General features: G+C 42.4%; 21 protein-coding genes and 1 tRNA gene. 4 read left to right on the top strand and 18 right to left on the bottom strand.

Annotated elements, in window-relative coordinates:
- Positions 1 to 168: 168 nt before the first annotated feature.
- From FC73_RS02395 to FC73_RS06960, 8 genes are all read right to left on the bottom strand, one after another.
- A complete protein-coding gene (locus FC73_RS02395; RefSeq protein WP_010022229.1) occupies positions 169 to 438 on the bottom strand; it encodes a hypothetical protein in 270 nt (89 codons plus the stop codon).
- Between the two features lie 11 nt (positions 439 to 449).
- Complete coding sequence (locus FC73_RS02390; RefSeq protein WP_010022228.1) at positions 450 to 1,190, bottom strand: SDR family oxidoreductase; 741 nt, start codon at positions 1,188 to 1,190, stop codon at positions 450 to 452.
- Between the two features lie 14 nt (positions 1,191 to 1,204).
- Positions 1,205 to 1,870 carry an SDR family oxidoreductase gene (locus tag FC73_RS02385; RefSeq protein WP_010022227.1) on the bottom strand — a complete coding sequence of 222 codons (666 nt, stop codon included), beginning with the start codon at positions 1,868 to 1,870 and terminating at the stop codon, positions 1,205 to 1,207.
- Between the two features lie 659 nt (positions 1,871 to 2,529).
- On the bottom strand, positions 2,530 to 3,453 hold the full coding sequence (arcC, locus tag FC73_RS02380; RefSeq protein ID WP_010022226.1) for a carbamate kinase: 924 nt from the start codon (positions 3,451 to 3,453) through the stop codon (positions 2,530 to 2,532).
- A 1-nt stretch (position 3,454) separates the two neighbouring features.
- Positions 3,455 to 4,873: a basic amino acid/polyamine antiporter gene (locus FC73_RS02375; RefSeq protein WP_010022225.1), complete on the bottom strand. Its 1,419-nt coding sequence runs from the start codon at positions 4,871 to 4,873 to the stop codon at positions 3,455 to 3,457.
- A 79-nt stretch (positions 4,874 to 4,952) separates the two neighbouring features.
- Positions 4,953 to 6,002, bottom strand: a complete 1,050-nt coding sequence (argF, locus tag FC73_RS02370; protein WP_010022222.1) for an ornithine carbamoyltransferase — start codon at positions 6,000 to 6,002, stop codon at positions 4,953 to 4,955.
- 17 nt (positions 6,003 to 6,019) lie between these two features.
- Positions 6,020 to 7,255, bottom strand: a complete 1,236-nt coding sequence (locus FC73_RS02365) for an arginine deiminase (protein ID WP_010022221.1) — start codon at positions 7,253 to 7,255, stop codon at positions 6,020 to 6,022.
- A gap of 452 nt (positions 7,256 to 7,707) precedes the next feature.
- Positions 7,708 to 7,866 carry a hypothetical protein gene (locus FC73_RS06960; protein WP_010022220.1) on the bottom strand — a complete coding sequence of 53 codons (159 nt, stop codon included), beginning with the start codon at positions 7,864 to 7,866 and terminating at the stop codon, positions 7,708 to 7,710.
- A gap of 251 nt (positions 7,867 to 8,117) precedes the next feature.
- On the opposite strand from FC73_RS06960, the gene FC73_RS02360 reads away from it, so the two are divergent.
- Positions 8,118 to 8,345, top strand: coding sequence for a hypothetical protein (locus FC73_RS02360; protein ID WP_147299368.1), 228 nt, complete (start codon positions 8,118 to 8,120; stop codon positions 8,343 to 8,345).
- An 81-nt stretch (positions 8,346 to 8,426) separates the two neighbouring features.
- Here the strand turns inward: FC73_RS02360 and FC73_RS02355 are convergent, their stop codons facing one another.
- Positions 8,427 to 9,011, bottom strand: a complete 585-nt coding sequence (locus tag FC73_RS02355) for an NADPH-dependent FMN reductase (RefSeq protein ID WP_010022217.1) — start codon at positions 9,009 to 9,011, stop codon at positions 8,427 to 8,429.
- 200 nt (positions 9,012 to 9,211) lie between these two features.
- Here FC73_RS02355 and FC73_RS02350 point away from each other — a divergent pair, with 200 nt between their 5' ends.
- Positions 9,212 to 9,427, top strand: a complete 216-nt coding sequence (locus FC73_RS02350; protein WP_010022216.1) for a hypothetical protein — start codon at positions 9,212 to 9,214, stop codon at positions 9,425 to 9,427.
- Positions 9,428 to 9,505: 78 nt separating this feature from the next.
- Complete coding sequence (locus FC73_RS02345; protein WP_010022214.1) at positions 9,506 to 10,249, top strand: DsbA family oxidoreductase; 744 nt, start codon at positions 9,506 to 9,508, stop codon at positions 10,247 to 10,249.
- A gap of 45 nt (positions 10,250 to 10,294) precedes the next feature.
- Here the strand turns inward: FC73_RS02345 and FC73_RS02340 are convergent, their stop codons facing one another.
- The 8 genes from FC73_RS02340 to yycF form a co-directional block, all read right to left on the bottom strand.
- Positions 10,295 to 10,912: a YczE/YyaS/YitT family protein gene (locus tag FC73_RS02340; protein ID WP_010022213.1), complete on the bottom strand. Its 618-nt coding sequence runs from the start codon at positions 10,910 to 10,912 to the stop codon at positions 10,295 to 10,297.
- Positions 10,913 to 11,325: 413 nt separating this feature from the next.
- Entirely contained in the window at positions 11,326 to 11,805 is a 480-nt protein-coding gene (gene rlmH, locus FC73_RS02335) for a 23S rRNA (pseudouridine(1915)-N(3))-methyltransferase RlmH (RefSeq protein ID WP_010022209.1), read from the bottom strand.
- A gap of 573 nt (positions 11,806 to 12,378) precedes the next feature.
- Complete coding sequence (locus FC73_RS02330) at positions 12,379 to 13,644, bottom strand: S1C family serine protease (protein ID WP_010022208.1); 1,266 nt, start codon at positions 13,642 to 13,644, stop codon at positions 12,379 to 12,381.
- A 59-nt stretch (positions 13,645 to 13,703) separates the two neighbouring features.
- A complete protein-coding gene (locus FC73_RS02325) occupies positions 13,704 to 14,492 on the bottom strand; it encodes an MBL fold metallo-hydrolase (RefSeq protein WP_050780920.1) in 789 nt (262 codons plus the stop codon).
- Positions 14,493 to 14,523: 31 nt separating this feature from the next.
- Positions 14,524 to 15,369 carry a two-component system regulatory protein YycI gene (locus FC73_RS02320; protein WP_010022206.1) on the bottom strand — a complete coding sequence of 282 codons (846 nt, stop codon included), beginning with the start codon at positions 15,367 to 15,369 and terminating at the stop codon, positions 14,524 to 14,526.
- Positions 15,369 to 16,679, bottom strand: a complete 1,311-nt coding sequence (locus FC73_RS02315) for a YycH family regulatory protein (protein ID WP_010022205.1) — start codon at positions 16,677 to 16,679, stop codon at positions 15,369 to 15,371. The genes FC73_RS02320 and FC73_RS02315 overlap by 1 nt, the downstream gene beginning before the upstream one ends.
- The gene (gene walK, locus FC73_RS02310; protein ID WP_010022204.1) at positions 16,663 to 18,519 is read right to left on the bottom strand and encodes a cell wall metabolism sensor histidine kinase WalK; all 1,857 of its coding nucleotides are present in this window, start codon (positions 18,517 to 18,519) and stop codon (positions 16,663 to 16,665) included. Before walK ends, FC73_RS02315 begins: the two co-directional genes overlap by 17 nt.
- Before the next feature lie 34 nt (positions 18,520 to 18,553).
- Positions 18,554 to 19,267, bottom strand: coding sequence for a response regulator YycF (yycF, locus tag FC73_RS02305; RefSeq protein ID WP_010022202.1), 714 nt, complete (start codon positions 19,265 to 19,267; stop codon positions 18,554 to 18,556).
- Between the two features lie 253 nt (positions 19,268 to 19,520).
- Between yycF and FC73_RS02300 the strand changes: the two genes are divergently transcribed.
- Positions 19,521 to 19,593, top strand: a tRNA-Lys gene (locus FC73_RS02300).
- Between the two features lie 162 nt (positions 19,594 to 19,755).
- Here FC73_RS02300 and FC73_RS07160 read toward each other — a convergent pair.
- Positions 19,756 to 19,875 carry a DUF3953 domain-containing protein gene (locus FC73_RS07160; RefSeq protein ID WP_225416844.1) on the bottom strand — a complete coding sequence of 40 codons (120 nt, stop codon included), beginning with the start codon at positions 19,873 to 19,875 and terminating at the stop codon, positions 19,756 to 19,758.
- Positions 19,876 to 19,913 lie beyond the last annotated feature (38 nt).

Here is a 19,913-nt window from a genome sequence, read left to right as displayed (position 1 = left end):
AATGTTCGGATCTCGTTAAATAACAAAATCCAAACAACCTGTTTTTTATAATAATAGTATTAAATGTTAACTATTTCAACCTCATTTCCAGAAATGGTTCATCCATAAGTAAATTTTTTCGTAAAAAAAGACTAATTATCGATTAAATTCGACAACTAGTCTTATTATTTATTTCTTTTCACGTCGTTTATCAATCCGCTCGTCGTACCAGGTGAATCCCAGTAAGAGCACAATCATAATCAGGTTAACTCCTGACTGGATCATCGGGTTCGGAACAAACCCGTACATTAAAATGGTAATTAAAAACAGTACCAGGTACTTTGCCGAACGTAGGTACTCTTGGGTGTAAACGTAACGCGCAAACTGCATAATTGAGAGAATGGCAATGATTAAAAACGAACCATCCCGTAACACGTGCTTTGACACATCTAATTTCATTGCCTAACACCCTAAACCTGATCGGTTGGACGAATTACAATCTCGTTGACCGAGGCATCCTTTGGCATGTCAATGGCATACAAGATTGATTGGGCAATTCGATCGGGGCTCAGTGGCGTCAGATCGGAAGACTCAAACTTCTTCTTGATGTCTGGATCAGTGATGTGATTAGGGAGTTCAGTAGCCACCGCACCGGGTGAAATCATGGTAACCCGAATGCCTGACTTAGCCTGAGCCTCTTCTTCTCGAAGGGAATCACTAATCATCTTAACAGCCGCTTTGGTTGCGCTGTAGACCCCACTGTTAATTCCAGAAGTGTGAGCGGCAACCGAAGCCGTATTGATGTACTGACCGTCACCCTGAGCTCGCATCGTATCAAGTGATGCATTAATTCCATACAAAACACCCTTGATGTTAACGTCGATCATTCGGTTCCAGCCTTTGACATCACCGTTGATTAGTGGTGATTGAGGCATGACACCCGCATTATTCATCCAAACATCGATGCGACCAAATTGGTCAACGGCCATTGATGCTAGGTTTCTGACTTCATCGAGCTTGGTAACGTCAGTCTTTTGAATGGCAACCACGCCACCAGCGGCCTCGATGTCCTCTTGAATGGCACGCAAGCGATCCTCACGCCGAGCACCAAGCACAACCTTGGCGCCGTTCTTTGCCAACATTTTGGCGGTGGCTTCACCAATTCCACTGGAAGCTCCCGTGATCACTACTACTTTATTTTTAACAGCCATTTTAACTCTCCTAACTATTTCAAATTGTTAAGCGCAGTTTCAATACTCATGTCACCACTGTGCATGATGATAACCTTATCAAAGGCATGTTTGTTATCCAAGACATCAAACAAAACTTGGGAAACGTCGTTGATGGAGTTGGATCCTGGCTGATCATCGTTAAAAGTAACTTCACCAGTTCCAGGAGTCTCAAGCAAACTTCCGGGCTGTAAAATGGTGTAATTCAGGTCGGTATCATGAATCAACCAGTGGTCAGCCATGAACTTAGCGGCTTGGTAATCCTGTAATTTAGCGTAGTGTTTCTTACCTTCCCACTGGTCTGGTTGCAGGGCAAACGCTGAACTTAACATGATGTAGCGCTTAACGCCCGCCTTTTCAGCAGCTTGCATGGTCTTAATGGCACCATAACTATCGACAAGGACCACGTTGTGACCACCAGATCCGGCAGTAAAGTAGATGGCATCAAAGCCTTTCATGGTATCGGCCATCTGTTCCACGGTCATGTCAACGATACTGAACTTTAGGGTCTTGATCTTAGGACGTTCCTCAACAGTGTCCACGATTTTAATTTCTTCGGGATGACGAGCGGCAATGGTAATCTCGTCGTCGGTGTTTTTTCTGAATTGTTTTACTAGGTCAGAACCAACTCGACCGGTTCCACCAATAATCATTATTTTCATAATTAATACCTCCTATTTATATCTAAAGCATAACAAATTCAACTAGCTGTTAATAGCAATGCGCATATCAATTCAAGTCTAATCATGATTATTGGGTACAGTTAAGGGCTTCATTTACCTTTTTCAATTACATAAAATAAATATTCCTAGACATTTTTACTCTATATGGTATACTGTGTTTGTGCCGCAAAAGCGGTAGTTTTCAAATAAGATGCACTACTCCTTTCTATTTGATGGTTATGACCCATAAGTATCATTGAAGTTCCCTTACGATTATTCTTGATAGTTGTGAGGGAACTTTTGAGTTTGGTATTTAATTTTCAATTGCACTAATGATAATTGTGTCAAATCGTTTTCGTTGACAAATTCCTTCTGCATGATAATATTTAATTGTAAAAAAGGCAGTTGCATGATTGCAACTGCCTTGAAAGTTGCCAGGTAGCAGCTTGATTATGTTAATAATAACTGTCCGCTCGGGTAAGCTAAGACAGTTTTTTTAGCTATTTTTTAATAGCTCTTAAGTAATTTAAATGATTTTTAGCACCATATAAACTATGTTGCATATTAATATTTCGAAATAAACAGTAGGCAAAATTACTTTCATAACAACAATCACCCCACAACTACTTCACATAGTCATAGGGTGATTTATTATCGCTTTACTTTTTAATGACGGTTGCCCGTCCGTTCTTTTCAAATTCAGCAACGTTGTCTAACGACGTGATCACAGCATCTTTACAAGTGTTCTTTACGAACTGCATGGCAGCCTGAATCTTGGGTTCCATTGAACCCCTGCCAAACTGATGCTGTTTCAGATACATGTCCAACTCATCAAGCGACACGTGTCCAAGCTCTCGTTGATTGGGTTTACCAAAGTTAATTGCAGCTTGGTCGATTGCGGTCAGAATAATTAACTGATCGGCCTCTACCATCTGACCAATTAATGAAGCGGTAAAGTCCTTGTCAATCACGGCTTCCACGCCTTCGACATCCCCGTTATCAGTCATGATAACCGGAACTCCACCTCCGCCACCAGCAATGACAGTAAAACCACTGTCAACGAGTGTGCCAATCTGCTTGGCCTCAAGAATACTGATGGGATGCGGAGATGGAACGACCCGGCGAAATCCACGACCGGAATCTTCAGCGAACTTCCAGTCCGGATGCTCCCTTAAGATCGAGTTGACGTCCGCGTAAAACGGACCAATTGGTTTCGTCGGATCTTTAAAAGCGGGATCATCTGGATTAACTAGCACCCGTGTGACAATGGTTGAACTTGTCATATCATTATCGCAGAGGGCATCACTAATCCATAAACCCATCTCGCCCTGTGTCATTGCCCCTACCACGTCAAGTGGCATTGGCGGATTCTTTTCTGTGCTACCGTTTAGTTCTTGGAGCAACAAATTTCCAACTTGTGGACCATTGCCGTGGGTAATTATTAACTGAACATTCTCAGCCGAATTGCGCACGAACTCCACAATTTTTTTCGTTGTTTGTTTTAGGGCCGCTTCTTGACCCTTTGCGGTTGGATCGTCAGTCAAAATCGCGTTGCCACCTAGAGCTATCACGACTCTTTTCATTCTATGACACTCCTATCTTTCCCATAAATAGTGCAACTACCGCACTAATGGCGGCAATCGTTATCAATGCCATCATGATCCATTCGAAAGGTGTGATTTTGCGTCCCTGATCTTTAATCGCTTTGATGTAAAATCCAAAGCCTAGGACGTATGCAATTGAGCATAACCACAAGAATTGTAATCCCGCCACTGTGATTCCGACAACCTCAAACAATAAAGCCAAGATTCCTGGTATCATTTTCTTTACGGAATGCGCCTGAAGTCCTGCCTTAATTTGATCGGCACCGACTAACGCGTAACAAATCACAATTGCCGCCGTGCACAACGAAATTGCTAAGTTGTAGGCCTGGTCGGTAAATAGTAACGAAATCAACACAATTTGTACCAAAATCTGAGTCAACCATAATGAGTGTGAGGGTGATTTGTGCTTGTTTAAGTAACCGAACCACCGGGGCAACAGCTTCTGATCAGCCAGTTGCGATGTTGCTTCTACCGGAAGCATGGTCCATGACAGGAGGGCACCGACCATTGTGATTATGAGTGAGATACTGACAAAAGCTGCACCTATTGGTCCAATCATATCTTTAACGACGTACGTTAAGGCGGGGTTGCTCAATTTAGCTAGTTTTGCTTGGGGTAAATAGCCATATGGTAGCATCGCGATGACGATGTTGATGATCAAGAGTGAAATGGTTCCGATAATGGTAGCCTTGGCTGCATCAGAACGCTTCTTAGCGTGGCCCGCCATCATTGTGGCGCCTTCAATCCCAATGAAAATCCACATGGTGGTGATGATACAACCCTTCACTTGATCAAATACCCCCACTGCTGTCGCGGGGCTATACGTGAAATTAGAGCTAAAGTTTGCCCAAAAGTGGGCCGTGAAAACGTTGGCTTTGAACAAGACAATTCCTAAGATTGCGAAGGCAATCAAGGGGATTATTTTTATTACAGTTATAATTGTATTAATGAAAGCCGCGTTCTCAATCCCCATCGTTACTAACCACGTTAGAAGCCAAGTGAATATCGACGCAATGATAACTGCTTGAATTGAGTTACCCGATCGGAAAACCGGAAAGAAATAACCGATCGCTGACATCATCATGGTGGCAAACGCAATGTTGCCAAGCCATGCTGAAAGCCAGTATCCCCAGCCTGATAGAAATCCAGCAAAATCACCAAATCCATCTCTGGCGAAGTCTGAAATACCAGTCAGCTCTGGTTTAGCCTCACTAAGAGACTTCAAACTCATCGCTAGTGCAAAAATTCCGACCCCAGTGATAACCCACGCAACTAGCGCGGGTCCTGGAGTGGCAGCTGCCGCAATCTGCTCACTGGCATTATAAATTCCAGCACCAATTGCGGAACTAATCACCAGCATAATTAATCCAAATAATGAAACTCCCTTTTTATTTCCCATATAATTTACGCAATCCTCTCAAATCCTAACTTCGGACATGATTGTATCATTGATATCTATTTTATGCTTTTAGTAAAATCTAATTTTCGTTATACATGCTTAGGTCGCCTAAAGTAGCGGCCATAATTGACATAATTGAATGCTTACGGTTACCGGCTTCAACAAACTGGCGGCCGTAAGGACTTCTAAAGACCTCGTCGGTTACTTCCATTTTGGGACTGTCGAGGCCTTTGTATTTTTTCACAGCTTCTTTAGCGGTGGTCGTGTTGTCATCGTGAAAGGCTGGAAGACAGTGCATGAAGATTAATTCATCATCTGGTGTTCCCGTCTTTTTCATGAGGTCCATGTTGACTTGGTATGGTAATAACTGGTCAATTCGTTGTTGCCAGTTAGTTTCTCCCATTGAAACCCAGACGTCGGTGTAGACAATATTGGATCCCTTAACACCCTTATCGATGTCAGAGGTAATCATGATTTTCGCACCAGAATCTTGAGCGTATTTCTCCGCTAAATCCACCACGGATTTTTCGGGGTGCAATTCATCAGGAGCCACAATGTGGACGTTTACGCCCAGCATGGAACCCGTCACTAGCAGTGAATTGGCCACGTTGTTTCTTCCATCGCCAACGAAGGTTAAAGTTAAACCCTTTAAGTGACCAAAGTTTTCTTTGATGGTCATGAAATCTGCAATCATCTGAGTGGGGTGCCATTCGTTTGAAAGACCGTTCCAGACCGGAACACCGGAATACTTAGCCATGATATCCATGTCGGATTGTTCAAAACCACGATACTCAATTCCATCGGCGAGTTCACCAAAGACTCTGGCAGAATCTTCCACCGACTCTTTTTTCCCAAACTGACTTGAGGTCGGATCAATGTAGGCGGTGTTGCCACCTAAATCGTCTCCACCCAGTTCAAATGAAAGTCTGGTTCTCGTTGAAGTTTTTTGAAACAAGAGGACAAGGTCTTTGTCGTGTAAGTACTTAGTAACCTTACCGTACTTCTTGTGTTCGTTCTTTAAGTTAATCGCGAAATCAATCAAAGCCTCAATCTGGGTTGGGGTAAAATCCGATTCCTTTAAAAACGAACGACCTTGCATTGATTTTAGTTCCTCTAATAATGTACTCATCTGATTTAATCTCCTAATTAATTTTTCTCAATTGGTTCCCGAATGATGGGCTGTGACATGCAACGAGCTCCACCCCGGCCACGCGACAGTTCGGACGAATAGATCTCATGAACGGTAATGCCATGTTTGCGCATCAAATCGATGGTAACGGTATTGCGATCGTAAGTGACAACCTCGCCAGGAGCAATTGCCAGATTATTAGAACCATCGTTCCACTGTTCACGCGGTGCAGCAACCGGATCACCATTACCAGTCTCCATCAGGTCAATCTCAGAAAGTCCTAAGACTTCTTTGAGAGTATCTGGCAGACTAGTGCGGTGTTCCAAGTTGATGGTGTTGTCTTTTCCAGGATGTAAGATGTTAATATTCATCTTACCACCGTTCATGATGCCAGGGTATACCGTAAATTGATCATAGTTGACCATGGTAAAGACCGTATCAAGGTGCATCATGGCGTGGTTGTGCGGAATCTGAACTGCCACGATCGTGTCAAAATGAGAATCAGGATCCTCAAACAATTTGTGGGCCAATTTTTCAATGGACCGGGTCGAAGTTCTTTGTGAACATCCAATCGCCACCACGTGATCGTTTAAGACTAACTCATCGCCGCCCTCAATCCGGGCATCATTGTAGCGATCGAGCCAGACATTAATCTTCCCAGCGAACCGGGGATGGTATTTCATCACGTACTCGGTAATCAGCGATTCCGGCCTTCTGGCTTCAAAGGTCATGTGGTTAATGGTTAGACCAGATCCCATCGAAGCCTGTGGGTCCCTTGTAAAGTAGGCGTTGGGAAGTGGATCCAGTAGAAATGGATCAAAAGCGTTGGTTCCAGCAACGTCGTGCAGACTAGGATGAGTAAAGTGAATTTTCTCTCGCCTGAGGCCCGCATAAATGGTGCTCACGAGGTCATGAATTGAGAGGGTTTCAAAGTATTGCTTGATGTCTTCAGCAGAACTTCCCTGGTAGTAGTGCTCATTTAAATAAGTTGATTCGAAATCATCTCTCACATCATCTTTTTGCAAGATATCTTCCAACAAATCTTCAATGTATACGACTTCCACTCCATGGTTTCGTAACAGGTTTGTGAAATAATCATGCTCTTTATCAGCGATCTTTTGAAATGGGATGTCATCAAACAACATCTGCTTCATGGTGTCTGGAATGACATTTTCAATCTCTTTACCCGGTCTGTGCATCAAAACAGACTTAAGGCGCCCAATTTCTGAGTTCACTTCAATTGCAGATTTCATAATAATCCTCCTCATAAGATTGTTACTTGTGCATATGGTTAAACGTTTTAACCACCTTCATAGTACGGGTTGTGGCAATTTTGCACAAGCATTTTTATTGGCAGAAAATTTGTTCCGTAGCGTAACCTCAATAATGATAACTGTTTCACAAATATTAGCAAATTGTTAAGAGATTGATAATTTGTAAAGTGCGATAAAGCTTGATATACTAGGAAACTTATACATTTTAAGCGATTTTATAGTCACCTTTTAATAGTTACGTAAGTAACAATTATTTCATTTAAAAAGGAGCTCGAACGTAACACATTTTTGCTCCTGAGTAATTAACCTTGTTGTATATGTGAGACTAGTGATAGCAGTGTATCAGGTAAGATTCAGACCTTTTAAATAGTGATAAATTTGATGTTTTGAGAGTGAAAAAAAATAAGCTTGAAAAGCTAAATTTCACAAACTTATTTTAAGTGCCATAATAAAACGACGCCATTAATCAAAGCCAATCCCAAAATCAGCTTACTGGCTTCCTTAATAATCTGTTTCTTACTGTTGACGTGAACCGAAATAGTTAAGTGTTGAGAATTAAAAAGCGTTTTGTATTTATTTTTCGATTTCATACGGATCCCTCCCCGTTACATATAACATTCTACCGTATCGGAACAAATTTTCAACCATTCAAGATAATTAAAAATCGTCTAGTTTTTTATTTAACGCAATGGTATAATTAATTTTGGTAATGAAAATGATTCATTGATCTCCATTACCACTTTAAAAACATACCTGTGCACCAAATCAGTTGAGTAAATTTCCATGTCTACTTGGGATTTGGTGTTTTTAGTAAATACATAAGAAAGGAATGGTTAGGAAGTTGACAATCTTTAAGGAGCTCCTTGAGCTGTGTATCCTAGTGTTACTGATGGTTTTGACTCTTTTTCATCCCAATCCATGGGTTGGCATTAGTTTAAACGTCATTTTGATCATGATCCTGTGGTTGTTTCCTGAGGGAAGTAACAAAATCAACAAATTCTTCAAGTACATAATCACGGCCGTCTTTTTGATTTCAATCATCTTGATAGTCGCCCAGATGATGTTTTAACAGAAAAGAAAAACGTCTCGTTTCTAACAACTTAGTAGAAACGAGACGTTTTTTTACGTATTTAATTTTAGTAGTATCAGACTACTTATTTAAAAGCTTGGTATAAGAGGCAATGTCAGCGACCGCATCCTTCAACTGCTTAGAATAGTAGTCTTCTGAAGGAGCGTTACTTACAAAGTTACCATCCTTTTCAAAGTTGTCATCGATGTGACCAATCATGGTCATGTGTGGCAACATAACCATCCCTAACATGGCAAGCGTAGGTAGGAGTGCTAAAGCAGAAGCCTGACCAGCCATGGCGTTACTAGAGTATGAAATAATTCGAGCGGGCTTGTCAGCCATTTCAAATCCGATGTAATCTAACGCATTCTTGAACGCCCCAGACAGACCGTTGTCGTAAACGGGTTCGATGAACAAGTAACCGTCCCCTGCTTTAACGTTCTCAATCCACTTCTTAGGTGTTCCAGTTAGCTTACGATCCGGGTTCCCCATTGGTGGAAGCGGTTCGTTGAAGGTTGGCAGGTCAAAGTCTCTGATCGCCATGAAGTTTAATTTGACCCCATTGTCAGATTCCAGTTCTTTGGCATTCTTTTTTAAATAGTTAAAAATCCCGGCACCACTCGAATTAGAGCGAGCACTACCTAAAATAACATCAATTGTTTTCATTCCATATCTCTCCTCTACTCACAAAAAGTAAGTTGTCTTATATAAGTATCTTATTTAATTTTCAAAGTAAAAGCAAGTAAATTGCTCGTTTCAATTACTACAGTTGAGGTAACATAATTCTTTATAAATTCATCAACTTCCATTACAATCAAATCTTACTATACTATAATGAACTGAGAAGTAGATGAGGGGGAAGTAACATGAAGAATTGGCTTGATAAGATTCTCAAATCAGTCCATGGCGATTCTGACAAAAAGTCATCGGATCATGCCGAGAATAAGACGAATGAGAATAACGAAACTAAAGACACAAAAAATAACGACAGTCAAAATAACCAAAGTACTAACGAACAACAAGATCCAAATCGCATCAAGAACGATAAATTACTTGGAACAAGCAACGCAATCGATAAGTAATTTCCAGTCAATATAATTGTGATTGATCCAATTGCATCCTATAGTTTAGTTAGTAAATTTGATGGAGGAGGTAATCAAATGGCAAAGAAAATGGAAGTACAAGTTTGGTCAGATATCGCCTGCCCATTCTGTTACATCGGTCGTGCTCACTTTAAGCAAGCACTCGCTGATTTCGATCATAAAGATGACGTTGAAGTTCATTACAATAGTTTCGAACTTGATACTACCGCTTCTGGTGAACCAGAAACCATGGCTGACCACATGAGCAAGGAAAAGGGAATGTCTAAGGAAAAGGTTGACGAATTCCTATCAACCATTACCGAATTAGCCAAAGAAACTGGCTTGAAGATGGATACAAGTAAGATCAAAGTGGTCAATACTTTAAAGGCCTACCGTTTGCTTCATTTTGCTGAAACCAAGGGCAAAGAATCAGAACTAATGGACAAGTTGTTTGAAGCTTACTTCGCTGATGGCTTGAACGTTGACGATAACGCCGTTTTAACTGACTTAGCCATGAGTGTTGGTCTGAACCAAGACGAAGTTAAATCCGTCTTAGACAGTGACAAATTCAAAAACGATGTAAGAGCTGACGAAGCCGCTGCCCAACAAGTTGGAATCAACGGTGTTCCGTTCTACGTTTTCAACAAGAAGTACGCCGTTTCTGGTGCTCAACCATTTAAGGTATTCAAGTCCGCGCTAGACAAGGCCTGGGATAGTTTTAAACCAATCGAAATGGTTGGTGGCGATGACGACCAGTCAAAGGGTGCTAACTGCGAAGGCGGAAGCTGCAGCGTAGATCCGAACGCTAATAATCAAAAATAATTAACCAAAAAAATTTCCCGATGGATTAATTTCCACCGGGATTTTTTATTGAATTAGATTTAAATGTCGGCCCCAGAATTCCACAAATGGTCCCGAACATAACGAAATGATGATCGTCATAATCCCAATGGGACCCGAAGCGAGAAAGGCCAGAAACATGAACAACACGTCTTGGATCACTCGGACCGACCAGTACGGCATGTGAAACTTCTTGGAGAAAATCGGGGCAATCGCGTCGTACGACGACACCCCAAACTTGGCCGACATGTAGACGGCGATTCCCACCGTGAAAATCAGAAATCCTAGCACGGCAAAGAGTAATTTCAGCCAAAAACTGGTAAAAACCAAGTACGCCCCAAACCAAAGGGTAAAATACTGAACGCCATATCCGACCATCATGTTAATGAGCGTGCCAAACCCGATTTGATGATAATCCATGAATAATACGATGACTAATAAAATCAGATAATCACCCAGTTGGATATTTCCCAGTCCAATCGGTAAGTGATGCGACAATCCAACGCTCAGCGCGGTGAAGGCATCCATCCCCAAATTTTCCTTGCGCATGAGTGTCATCCCTACCGCGATAATGGCGGTTCCGACCGCTGTGATTAAGACCTGAACTAAAAAGCGCATGACGTGATGCGCATCTAAATATTTCATTTCTAATACCCTCTCGGCGTTTCCATGAGGCCAAAATAATTCCTATGAATAATCATTTATTTTGCTGTATAATTAAAAATAGAGCGCTTAGGTTTCGCGAACCTTTACAACGTTTTAGCAAGTCTGTGGTTATATCCAAACTTCTCCAACCTAATTAAGGGAGTTGGTGGACATGAAATCACCTGGGAAAGGTTACTGGAAATTGTCCTACATAATAGGACTTTGGGTGTTATCGCGAATCGTGATTAACCTTGCGAGAGCATATGCGATAATAAAAAAAGCTAATCATGACTGATTAGCTCACCACAGTAACCGCACCTAACTTGCGAACATGGAAGAGATGATACCAGCATCTCTTCCTTTTTAATTACATATTTATTATATGCTTAAATTCTAATAAAAGTCAATTTGCTTTATTTGTGGTATGGACTCCCACTGTTAATCATGAAGGCCCGGTAAACTTGTTCGGTCAGCACCAGCCGCATGAGTTGATGTGGCAACGTGAAGCGTCCAAACGACAGTTCAAAATTAGCCCGTTTTAAAACCTTGGGCGCAAGTCCCAACGATCCGCCAATCACAAAGGTAATGTCAGAGTGACCGTAAGTGGTCAGGTCCTGGATCTTTTTCGCAAACTGCTCGGAGGTTAGTTCATCTCCTTGTATTGCTAAAGCAATCACATACTCCCGATCCTTGATTTTAGCCAAGATCCGAGTCCCCTCTTTATCCATAACATCGTCCATTTCCGCTTGGCTAAGCGTTTCAGGGGCCTTTTCGTCTGGAACCTGAACAATTTTAAACTTGCAAAATCTAGAAAGTCGTTTTGCGTACTCGTTAATTCCGTCTTTGAAGTATTTTTCCTTCAATTTTCCAACCACCACTAATTTGATGTTCATAAGTCGACTCCTTTAAACAGATTATCCACAAAGTTATCCACAAGCTATTTCACAAAATGTGCACATTTAGATAAAATTTAATACCTGTTAATAACCAACGTTTGTCAACAACATTTTTATTTATCCACAGAAATAAACAATACATATGTTCGTTAACGCAAGTTTTGTTGTTGTCATATCAACGTTTGTGGCGTTCTTTTTTTCATAAAATCTTGTTACATAAACTTATGCACACTGCTTGTGGATAACTCTATAATACTTTTCCACTGTGAATAAAAGCCTTAATTACAGTCTTTGTGTTTTCACAATGAGTTTATCCACAAAGTTATGCACAGTGTTTTACCCCTTGACATTTCAAAATCAGCATTTTCTGATTATTTGATTTTAGAATCGTCTTTTCGTTCGGAGTTTATCAGGAAACGCATCAGTCCCGAAAAAAACACCTTTGTGCATTAAATAACAGCTATTTTTCCTTCACCAGCGTTTTAATTATCTCATTAACCCCATTAATTGTCAGTTTACCATCTTGAACCAAAAAATGTTCGCCGCATCTACGACGAACATTTTTTAATTTTATTGTTGTTTAGCTTGTTGATCTAACGTGATCTGGGCGGTCTTCATTTGGCCGTTTCGATAGTAGGTAACTGAGATCTTATCGCCAACGTTATGGTCGTACAAGATATCACGCAACTTCCCCTGGTTAGTAATGGCTTTTCCAGCCAACTTGGTAATCACGTCATTCTTCTTGAGACCCGCTTTAGAAGCCGGTGAGCCACCGTTAACGTCCATGACAACAATACCTTCATTAACGTTTCCAGGAAGCTTTAGAATCGACTTCTGTTGCTTAACTGAGATATTGGCCAGGTCCACGTACTTAATCCCTAGTTCCGGCCGAATGACCTTTCCATCCTTAATCAACTGATTGATAATCCGAACGACTTCGTTACTTGGGATCGCAAAGCCCATCCCTTCGACGCTCGTTCCAGAACTATCCTTCGACAGCTTCATGGAGTTAATTCCAACAACCTGTCCAGCAATGTTTAATAGTGGTCCACCAGAATTACCGGGGTTGATGGCAGCGTCGGTCTGAATGACCGTCGCATCACCAGCACTGGCATTCTGTTGCCCATTTTCGGTACTTGCCTGCGGAACTTCCCGTTTCTTGGCGGAGATGATTCCCTCAGTTAGAGACGATGCGTATTCGGAACCGAGTGGGGAACCGATCGCAAGGGCCGTTTGACCCACTTTAATGTCGTCAGAATTTCCGAAGTTGGCAACTCGATTAACGCCATTACCGTTAATCTTTAAGACAGCCAGGTCGGTCACGGCATCATGCCCAACCAGCTTAGCTTCCTTCTTCTGACCGTTACTCAAGACTACTTCAAGACTTGATGAACCAGAAACCACGTGATTGTTGGTCACAATGTAAGCAGAACCGTTATCCTTCTTGTAGACCACTCCAGAACCTTCACTAATCTGTTGCTGGTCCTTTTGCGATGGATTATTTTTACTGCCATTTCCGTCACTGCCGCCAAACATCCCACTAAACATTCCTGATAGTGGATCGGAGTCGTTGGACTTGGTCTTCTCGGTATTAATAACCGAAACCACCGTGTCCTTATTATTCTTAAAGACTTTCTCAGCCTGATTAGAGGCATTGACTTTTACATTCTCAACTTTTGCGGTTCCACCACGATTGGAACCAGCAGGGACAGCTTGCGTGCCGAGAGACATTCCGCCGTTATACCACGTAATTCCTCCGTAGGCAATTCCGCCACCCAATAAACCAGCTACTAATGCCACAATGGCAACCGTTAGTAGTGGATGTGTTCTCTTCATATTTACACCCCATTTAACGTTATTTTAGCAAATAATTTTTAAGAAAGGGTCAATAATTCTCAAAGAGTTATTAAATTAGATGGTTTTTCCACGTCCGTATCAAACAAATTAAAGTCGTGTCCCACACCAAAGTCCTCATTTTCAAGCATCGAAGCCACGGTAAGGTGCGCCAACGACTTCATGTTGTTGTGGTGACTACGATGGCCAATGAAGATGTTCTTGGTGTCGCGTCCAATGATGTCAATCATCGCATCCGCACCGGCTTCATTAGATAAATGGCCCTCATCACTCATGATACGTTGTTTCGTTGGCCACGAATAGTCGCCGTTTCGCAACATTTCCACGTCATGATTACACTCTAAGACGTAGGCGTTCGCGTCCTTGATGACACCTTCAATGTGGTCCGAAACATAGCCCGTATCCGTCAGAACGACGAAACTCTTGTCGCCATCATGAAAGTTGTAAAACTGAGCATCGGCCGCATCGTGAGAAACACTGAAGCTCTCAACGTCTAAGTCACCAAAGGTCTTGATGGTATCTGGATCAAAAATAAACTTCTGTTCTTCCGGAAATTTACCAATCTTACGGCTCATGGCGTTCCAGGTCTTTTCGTTGGCGTAGACCTCCATGTTGTACTTGCGTGCCAGGATTCCAACGGACTTCGCGTGGTCGGTGTGCTCGTGTGTCACAAACAACTTGTCCACGTCGTTTAAACTCCGTCCAATGGAATTCATTAGGTGTTCAATTTTCTTTCCAGACAATCCCGCATCAAGTAACACCTTATGCTGATTGGTTTCAATGTACGTGACGTTGCCGCCGCTTCCGCTCGACAAGACACTAATTTTCATTGGATCATCGTTCAACTTTCCATCCAGCTTTCTAATTGTCTTCCATACCACTTGTAATTTTGTTCTTAAAGTTTCCCTGCACGTTCTCGGTCTTCAGAACTGAACCGGTAAAGGCGTTAATTCTGCGGATCGAAACGTCCTTCGAGTTGCGGGTCTGAATAGCAATGACCCAGGTTGGGATGTAAACCCCGTTGTTCTTAATGTTCAGTAATTTAGTGTACGCCCGTCTGGTCCAGAGGACCTTGGAATTATTCGGAATTTCATTGTACTGGTAAAGCCAGATCAAAGCCCGTTCCTGGGAGATGGTTTCCGCACTCTCGTGTAAAATCTTGATGTTAGTGAGCGCCGTCTGGGTATAACTCTTAATATCACCGTCCTCATCAAGGTTAAAGGTGATCTTAGCGTTATTATCCATTAACGTACTGGTCATGGCCTTTTGGATGTACACGATTTTACTGGAGTTGGACTGGTTTGGATCGTACTCGTAGTCATCACCGTTAATCACGAAGCTCTTTTTCTTCATGAGCGGATCAATCGTGTTTTGGGGGTTACGATCATCAAACTGAACTGGAGTCCGAAGGGTACTAACCACCGCACCATTTTCAAACCGAGCGTCCTGATTTCTCAAGTTTCCCATCTCGTTCGCTAGGTTACCGTCGTTGGTCGCTGAAATGTAGTAACCACTAGAGCGCTTATTGGATAGTTTACCAACGGAAATCTCATCACGCCGCATTTCCTTAACAATGGTAGCATTCGCACTACTCTGATTCGTGTTTTCCGTCTGCATGTTCCGATTCTGAACGATCATCAAGACCAAGAAAACGTCCAAAATGATGAAAGCCAGCAAGAAGACCTCTTGAATTCGCTTAAAATTCATTAGAAACTCTCCTTTCCAGTCCCATTACCGATTAATTGGTAATTAATCCAGGACCCATCGTAGTTTACAAACCACGATGGCTGAAGGGTGATTAATTGTTTATTGTTTTTCTCAGGAACCACCTGATATCCCAGGGTAATTGAACGCACTTTCTTCATGTCAATCCCCTCAGCGGATAATTGATTCAGCACCGTTCCCGTGCTTGGAAGGGTGGTACTCTCAGCGTTGGTTGGAATTGGAATCTGAAAACTTAGGAGGGAAAATTCGTAGCGAGTTGCCCCGCCGTTCCCCATCGTAAACGAACAGGTTCCAAGTCGTTTCTGGTTAAAGACAGGATAGCCCTCCACGAAGGTTCGATAAGTCACCGTATTTTTCACCGGATTATAGCTGTCAAACCGAGCATTATCCAACGGAATTCCTAACTTGTTAGCGTACCCATAAGCGGAATTAAGGACGTTTGCGTAGCTTCTCTCACGCTTGTTCTGTTTGTAGTCCTGATAAAGCACGTTGTCATCATCGTCAAAATTAAGGGACTGGTCCCGACTACTGTAGGTGGTACTCTTCTTTCGATGCTTAACGCTCGTATCCGTCGTGTTACCCAACACCCGGTTAATGTAGGCGGTCTGTGACTGTTCAGCCAGTAAGTAACCGTAGTTTCGCATCTTGACCCGGTTGGGGTAGAAGAGAAACGGTCGGTCGTTTAGGGTCCGCATCTGAACGTTAACGGACTGAATCTTTTTATTAAGAATGTTCTGAAGCTGATTTAAATTTCGTTTCTTAGTGGTTACCTCATAAACGTGATAACCATTATCACCCAAAAGATAGAAGTGGGTGTTGTCACCGAGGGGCAGAATCATTCGGTTCACGTTGAAGTTATTACTTCCAACCTTACTATCAAAGATCTTACTCAACAATTTCACTGGAATTTCACTTCCATAGTTCAACATCAGTGAATTATTAGAATTAAGGGTATTAATAAAGTGTTTCTGGTTATCCTTTGAAATTTCTTTTACCGATTCAACGTGGTAAGTTTCAATGTTTTTGACCAATTCTCCCGTCAAACTGGTGGTTTCACTCGTGAGTAATCCCTGCTTGCCATCCTTGGCGGTTCTGATGACCTCGGTAGGAGAATAGATGTCGTAGCGATTTTTAGAAGAGACCTCACTTTTAAGCGTGGCCGACTTGTCCTGGTGCATGCGACTGCCAAATCGAGCTGGATTAACCAGTAGCGCCACGATCAGAACCAAGCTGACCAGCACAGCAATACACAGTGAAACTGGTAAAATGTATGGTTTAAGCTTCTCCTTCATCCCAAAGATCCTCCTCAACTGGTTCATTTGGTAGTGAGATATAGAACGTCGATCCCTTTCCTTCGACACTATCAACCCAGATGTGTCCGCCAAAGGCTTCCACGATTTCCTTCGAAATTGCTAGTCCAAGGCCACTTCCACCCTGGGCTCTTGAACGGGCCTTATCAACCCGATAGAAACGGTCAAAAATGTGCTTAATGGCCTTCTTCGGCATTCCAAGTCCCTGATCGGAAATACTCATGATGATCCGGTTCTTTTGTTCGTAGATCCGACAAGTAATCACACCACCATCGGGCGAATACTTGATGGCATTGTTCATGATGTTATCAATTACCTGGGTAAACCGGTCGGTATCAATCTCGGCCCACAGGTCTTGTTTAGTGAAATCACGCTTGATGGAATACTTCTTTTTCGGATTATCGTCAGTTTTAATGATCATGTCGAAACGATCCAGAATGTAGTTAAAGAGTTTGTTCATATTGACTAATTCGGTATCGTATTTCTGAGTGCCAGAATCCATTCGTGATAACGTCAGTAAATCGTTAATCATTCGGGTCATCCGGTCGGTCTCATCTTGCGTTACTTTCAAAAACTTAGGTGCCAGGTCCTTGTCCTTCCAGGCTCCATCTTGTAAAGCCTCGATGTAGGAATGGACACTGGTTAATGGGGTTCTTAATTCGTGAGAAACGTTGGACACAAATTGTTTCCGGTCGTCATCAATCTTCTGTTGCAGGGTAATGTCATGAAAGACACAAACGAGTCCATTAATGAAGCCCGATTCCCGCTGAATCAGTGAGAAATGAGCCGATAGAATCAACTTGTGATCACGATCAGAAAAGTCCAAGTTTACCTGACCCGGGTCTTCAATGAGATCCTTTAAGGTGAACCGATCACGGAGATGCAGGACATCCAGAATGGATTTCCCGATGACCTGCTGCTTAGTAACCCCTAAGAAGCTGAGCGCCTCATCATTAATAATGATAACGTTCCCGCGGCGATCGGTCGCAACCACTCCATCGGTCATGTTATCGAGGACGGAATCCAGTCGCCTTCGTTCGGACTCCGTGGACTCCTGAGACTCCTCAACTCTTACTGACAAGTTATTAACGGCACGCGCCAATTGTCCCAGTTCATCGTTTCCGTAAACCTTGACGTGTCCCGAGTAGTTTCCCCGGGCAATCTGTTCCGTCTGCTTCTTCATTGCGTCAATCGGCTTTGTAATCGCACGCGAAATAATGAACGTCAAAAGCAACCCCAAGATAATGGCAACGATCGCCGCAAATAGATAAATTAGGGTGATACTGTTAATGTTTTGATAAACCGGATTCAGATTGGCCCGAACGTAGACGACCCCTTCCATGTTATTTTCGTTTCCCTGACTATTAATCAGAGGCGTAATCATGGTGTAGTACCGGTTCCCGTCACTATAAGTGTTCTTCTCAATCGTTTTGCCGTTATTTAAAGCATTCTTGATGTCATTATCAGTCGTCTTTTGTCCAACTAAGGACTGATCACTGCTCTGGTTGGTTCCCCGAATGTTACCCCTGGAATCAACCACCAAAATGTCATCAGAATTGTTAGTGTCAACGTCTTCCAAAATGGTCTGAATCTGCTTGTTAGCGTCGGTTTGGTTCTTTTTAGCCAACTGTTTCTTAAGGGACGTGTTGACATAGGGCTTCAGCTGAATGGAGTCCTTAAACGTATTCAAATTTTGATACTCGAGTTGACGTACAAAAACGGCACCCACTACTTCCAGGGTGATAATCATCATTAACGCGAAAACCAGCGCAATCTTAAAGTGAATCGACCGCAGAAAGTGCCAACGTCTTTTCTTCTTCATCGCATGAATACCTCTAATAAATTAATCGAATTTGTTATTCTTCCCTTTCGGAATCGCGTAGGTAGTAGCCCACTCCACGTCTGGTTACCAACCACTTTGGATGACTTGAATCGTCTTCGATTTTTTCCCGTAAACGACGGACGGTAACGTCGACCGTTCGTACGTCACCAAAGTAATCATAGCCCCAAACGGTCTGAAGCAGGTGCTCTCTGGTCATTACCTGACCAATGTGTTGGGCCAAATAATGCAACAACTCAAATTCACGGTGGGTCAAATCAACGCCCTTCCCGCGTTTGGTAACGGAATAAGAATCGGGATGAATGACCAGGTCACCGATTTCGATGTCGTGGTTATCATCCTTTCCCTCACCAGCTGAGCCGGTAATATTTTGCCGACGCAAATTGGCCTTTACCCGGGCCACTAATTCTCGGTTTGAAAATGGCTTGGTGACGTAATCATCCGCCCCAAGTTCTAGTCCCAAGACCTTATCAAGTTCGGAGTCTTTGGCAGTTACCATGATAATCGGCATGTTGTGGGTCTTTCGAACTTCCTTGGCAACTTCCAGTCCGTCAACCTTGGGAAGCATTAAATCAAGGATAATGAGGTCAGGTGTGTTACTATCGACTTTGTCGAGGGCTTCCTGTCCATCGTGGGCTACATCAACGTCAAATCCTTCTTTGGTTAAACTAAATTTTTCAATATCTGTAATTGGCTTTTCGTCATCGACAACTAGAATTTTTTTCTTCATAATATTATTTGTCTCCTTTGGACTAGCGGTAGTCCCTATTACAATCGAGTTTAGAATCAAGTCTTATTTTATGCTCAATCCTAGTTAAATTGTAACACATCAAATTACTAGCTTCACGTTATTCAACAACTGTTATTAATTAACAACGGCTCAACGGAAGACCCTTCTAATACCACTTGTTTTGTAATTTTTTATAAAATAGTGTTGCATGGGTTTTGGCGGTATGCTATTATAATAAATGTACTTTTGATTTGGGCAGTTAGCTCAGCTGGCAGAGCAACGGACTCTTAATCCGTGGGTCCAGGGTTCGAACCCCTGACTGCCCATCATATATCAGGATCATGGTTTAAGACCATGATCCTTTTTTATTACTTCATTTCACACAAAAAGGAAGACCCCCATCGTTGTTACTTACGGTAGATCTTCCCTTTTTTATTTTTTAATAGCTAAAATCTCGGTTAAAATTGCCAGACCAGCACACAAAGCGGTCATCGCAATGGCGATCCAGATAACTTTTGATCCCCTATAAACGGGATCAAAATTAAAAACATGGCCGCCAAGAAAGCAAAAATTCCGACTAGTACTTGTTGTTTTTTCGTGTTGGACACCTTCTAACTCGTTTGCTTCATGTAATTATCCGAATTGT

The organism is Fructilactobacillus fructivorans, from assembly GCF_001434095.1.
GTDB lineage: Bacteria > Bacillota > Bacilli > Lactobacillales > Lactobacillaceae > Fructilactobacillus > Fructilactobacillus fructivorans.
Note: the sequence above shows the minus strand (reverse complement) of the source record. Positions and strands in the feature narration are given on the sequence as shown.

Coding starts and splice junctions, on each gene's coding strand:
- FC73_RS02395 (WP_010022229.1), bottom strand. CDS start 438: ATGAAATTAGATGTGTCAAAGCACGTGTTACGGGATGGTTCGTTTTTA.
- FC73_RS02330 (WP_010022208.1), bottom strand. CDS start 13,644: ATGAAGAGAACACATCCACTACTAACGGTTGCCATTGTGGCATTAGTA.
- yycF (WP_010022202.1), bottom strand. CDS start 19,267: ATGAAGAAAAAAATTCTAGTTGTCGATGACGAAAAGCCAATTACAGAT.
- FC73_RS02385 (WP_010022227.1), bottom strand. CDS start 1,870: ATGAAAATAATGATTATTGGTGGAACCGGTCGAGTTGGTTCTGACCTA.
- FC73_RS02355 (WP_010022217.1), bottom strand. CDS start 9,011: ATGAAAACAATTGATGTTATTTTAGGTAGTGCTCGCTCTAATTCGAGT.
- FC73_RS02350 (WP_010022216.1), top strand. CDS start 9,212: ATGAAGAATTGGCTTGATAAGATTCTCAAATCAGTCCATGGCGATTCT.
- FC73_RS06960 (WP_010022220.1), bottom strand. CDS start 7,866: ATGAAATCGAAAAATAAATACAAAACGCTTTTTAATTCTCAACACTTA.
- FC73_RS02315 (WP_010022205.1), bottom strand. CDS start 16,679: ATGAAGGAGAAGCTTAAACCATACATTTTACCAGTTTCACTGTGTATT.
- FC73_RS02340 (WP_010022213.1), bottom strand. CDS start 10,912: ATGAAATATTTAGATGCGCATCACGTCATGCGCTTTTTAGTTCAGGTC.
- FC73_RS02320 (WP_010022206.1), bottom strand. CDS start 15,369: ATGAATTTTAAGCGAATTCAAGAGGTCTTCTTGCTGGCTTTCATCATT.
- rlmH (WP_010022209.1), bottom strand. CDS start 11,805: ATGAACATCAAATTAGTGGTGGTTGGAAAATTGAAGGAAAAATACTTC.
- FC73_RS02375 (WP_010022225.1), bottom strand. CDS start 4,873: ATGGGAAATAAAAAGGGAGTTTCATTATTTGGATTAATTATGCTGGTG.
- argF (WP_010022222.1), bottom strand. CDS start 6,002: ATGAGTACATTATTAGAGGAACTAAAATCAATGCAAGGTCGTTCGTTT.
- FC73_RS02390 (WP_010022228.1), bottom strand. CDS start 1,190: ATGGCTGTTAAAAATAAAGTAGTAGTGATCACGGGAGCTTCCAGTGGA.
- FC73_RS02345 (WP_010022214.1), top strand. CDS start 9,506: ATGGCAAAGAAAATGGAAGTACAAGTTTGGTCAGATATCGCCTGCCCA.
- FC73_RS02365 (WP_010022221.1), bottom strand. CDS start 7,255: ATGAAATCTGCAATTGAAGTGAACTCAGAAATTGGGCGCCTTAAGTCT.
- FC73_RS02325 (WP_050780920.1), bottom strand. CDS start 14,492: ATGAAAATTAGTGTCTTGTCGAGCGGAAGCGGCGGCAACGTCACGTAC.
- walK (WP_010022204.1), bottom strand. CDS start 18,519: ATGAAGAAGAAAAGACGTTGGCACTTTCTGCGGTCGATTCACTTTAAG.
- arcC (WP_010022226.1), bottom strand. CDS start 3,453: ATGAAAAGAGTCGTGATAGCTCTAGGTGGCAACGCGATTTTGACTGAC.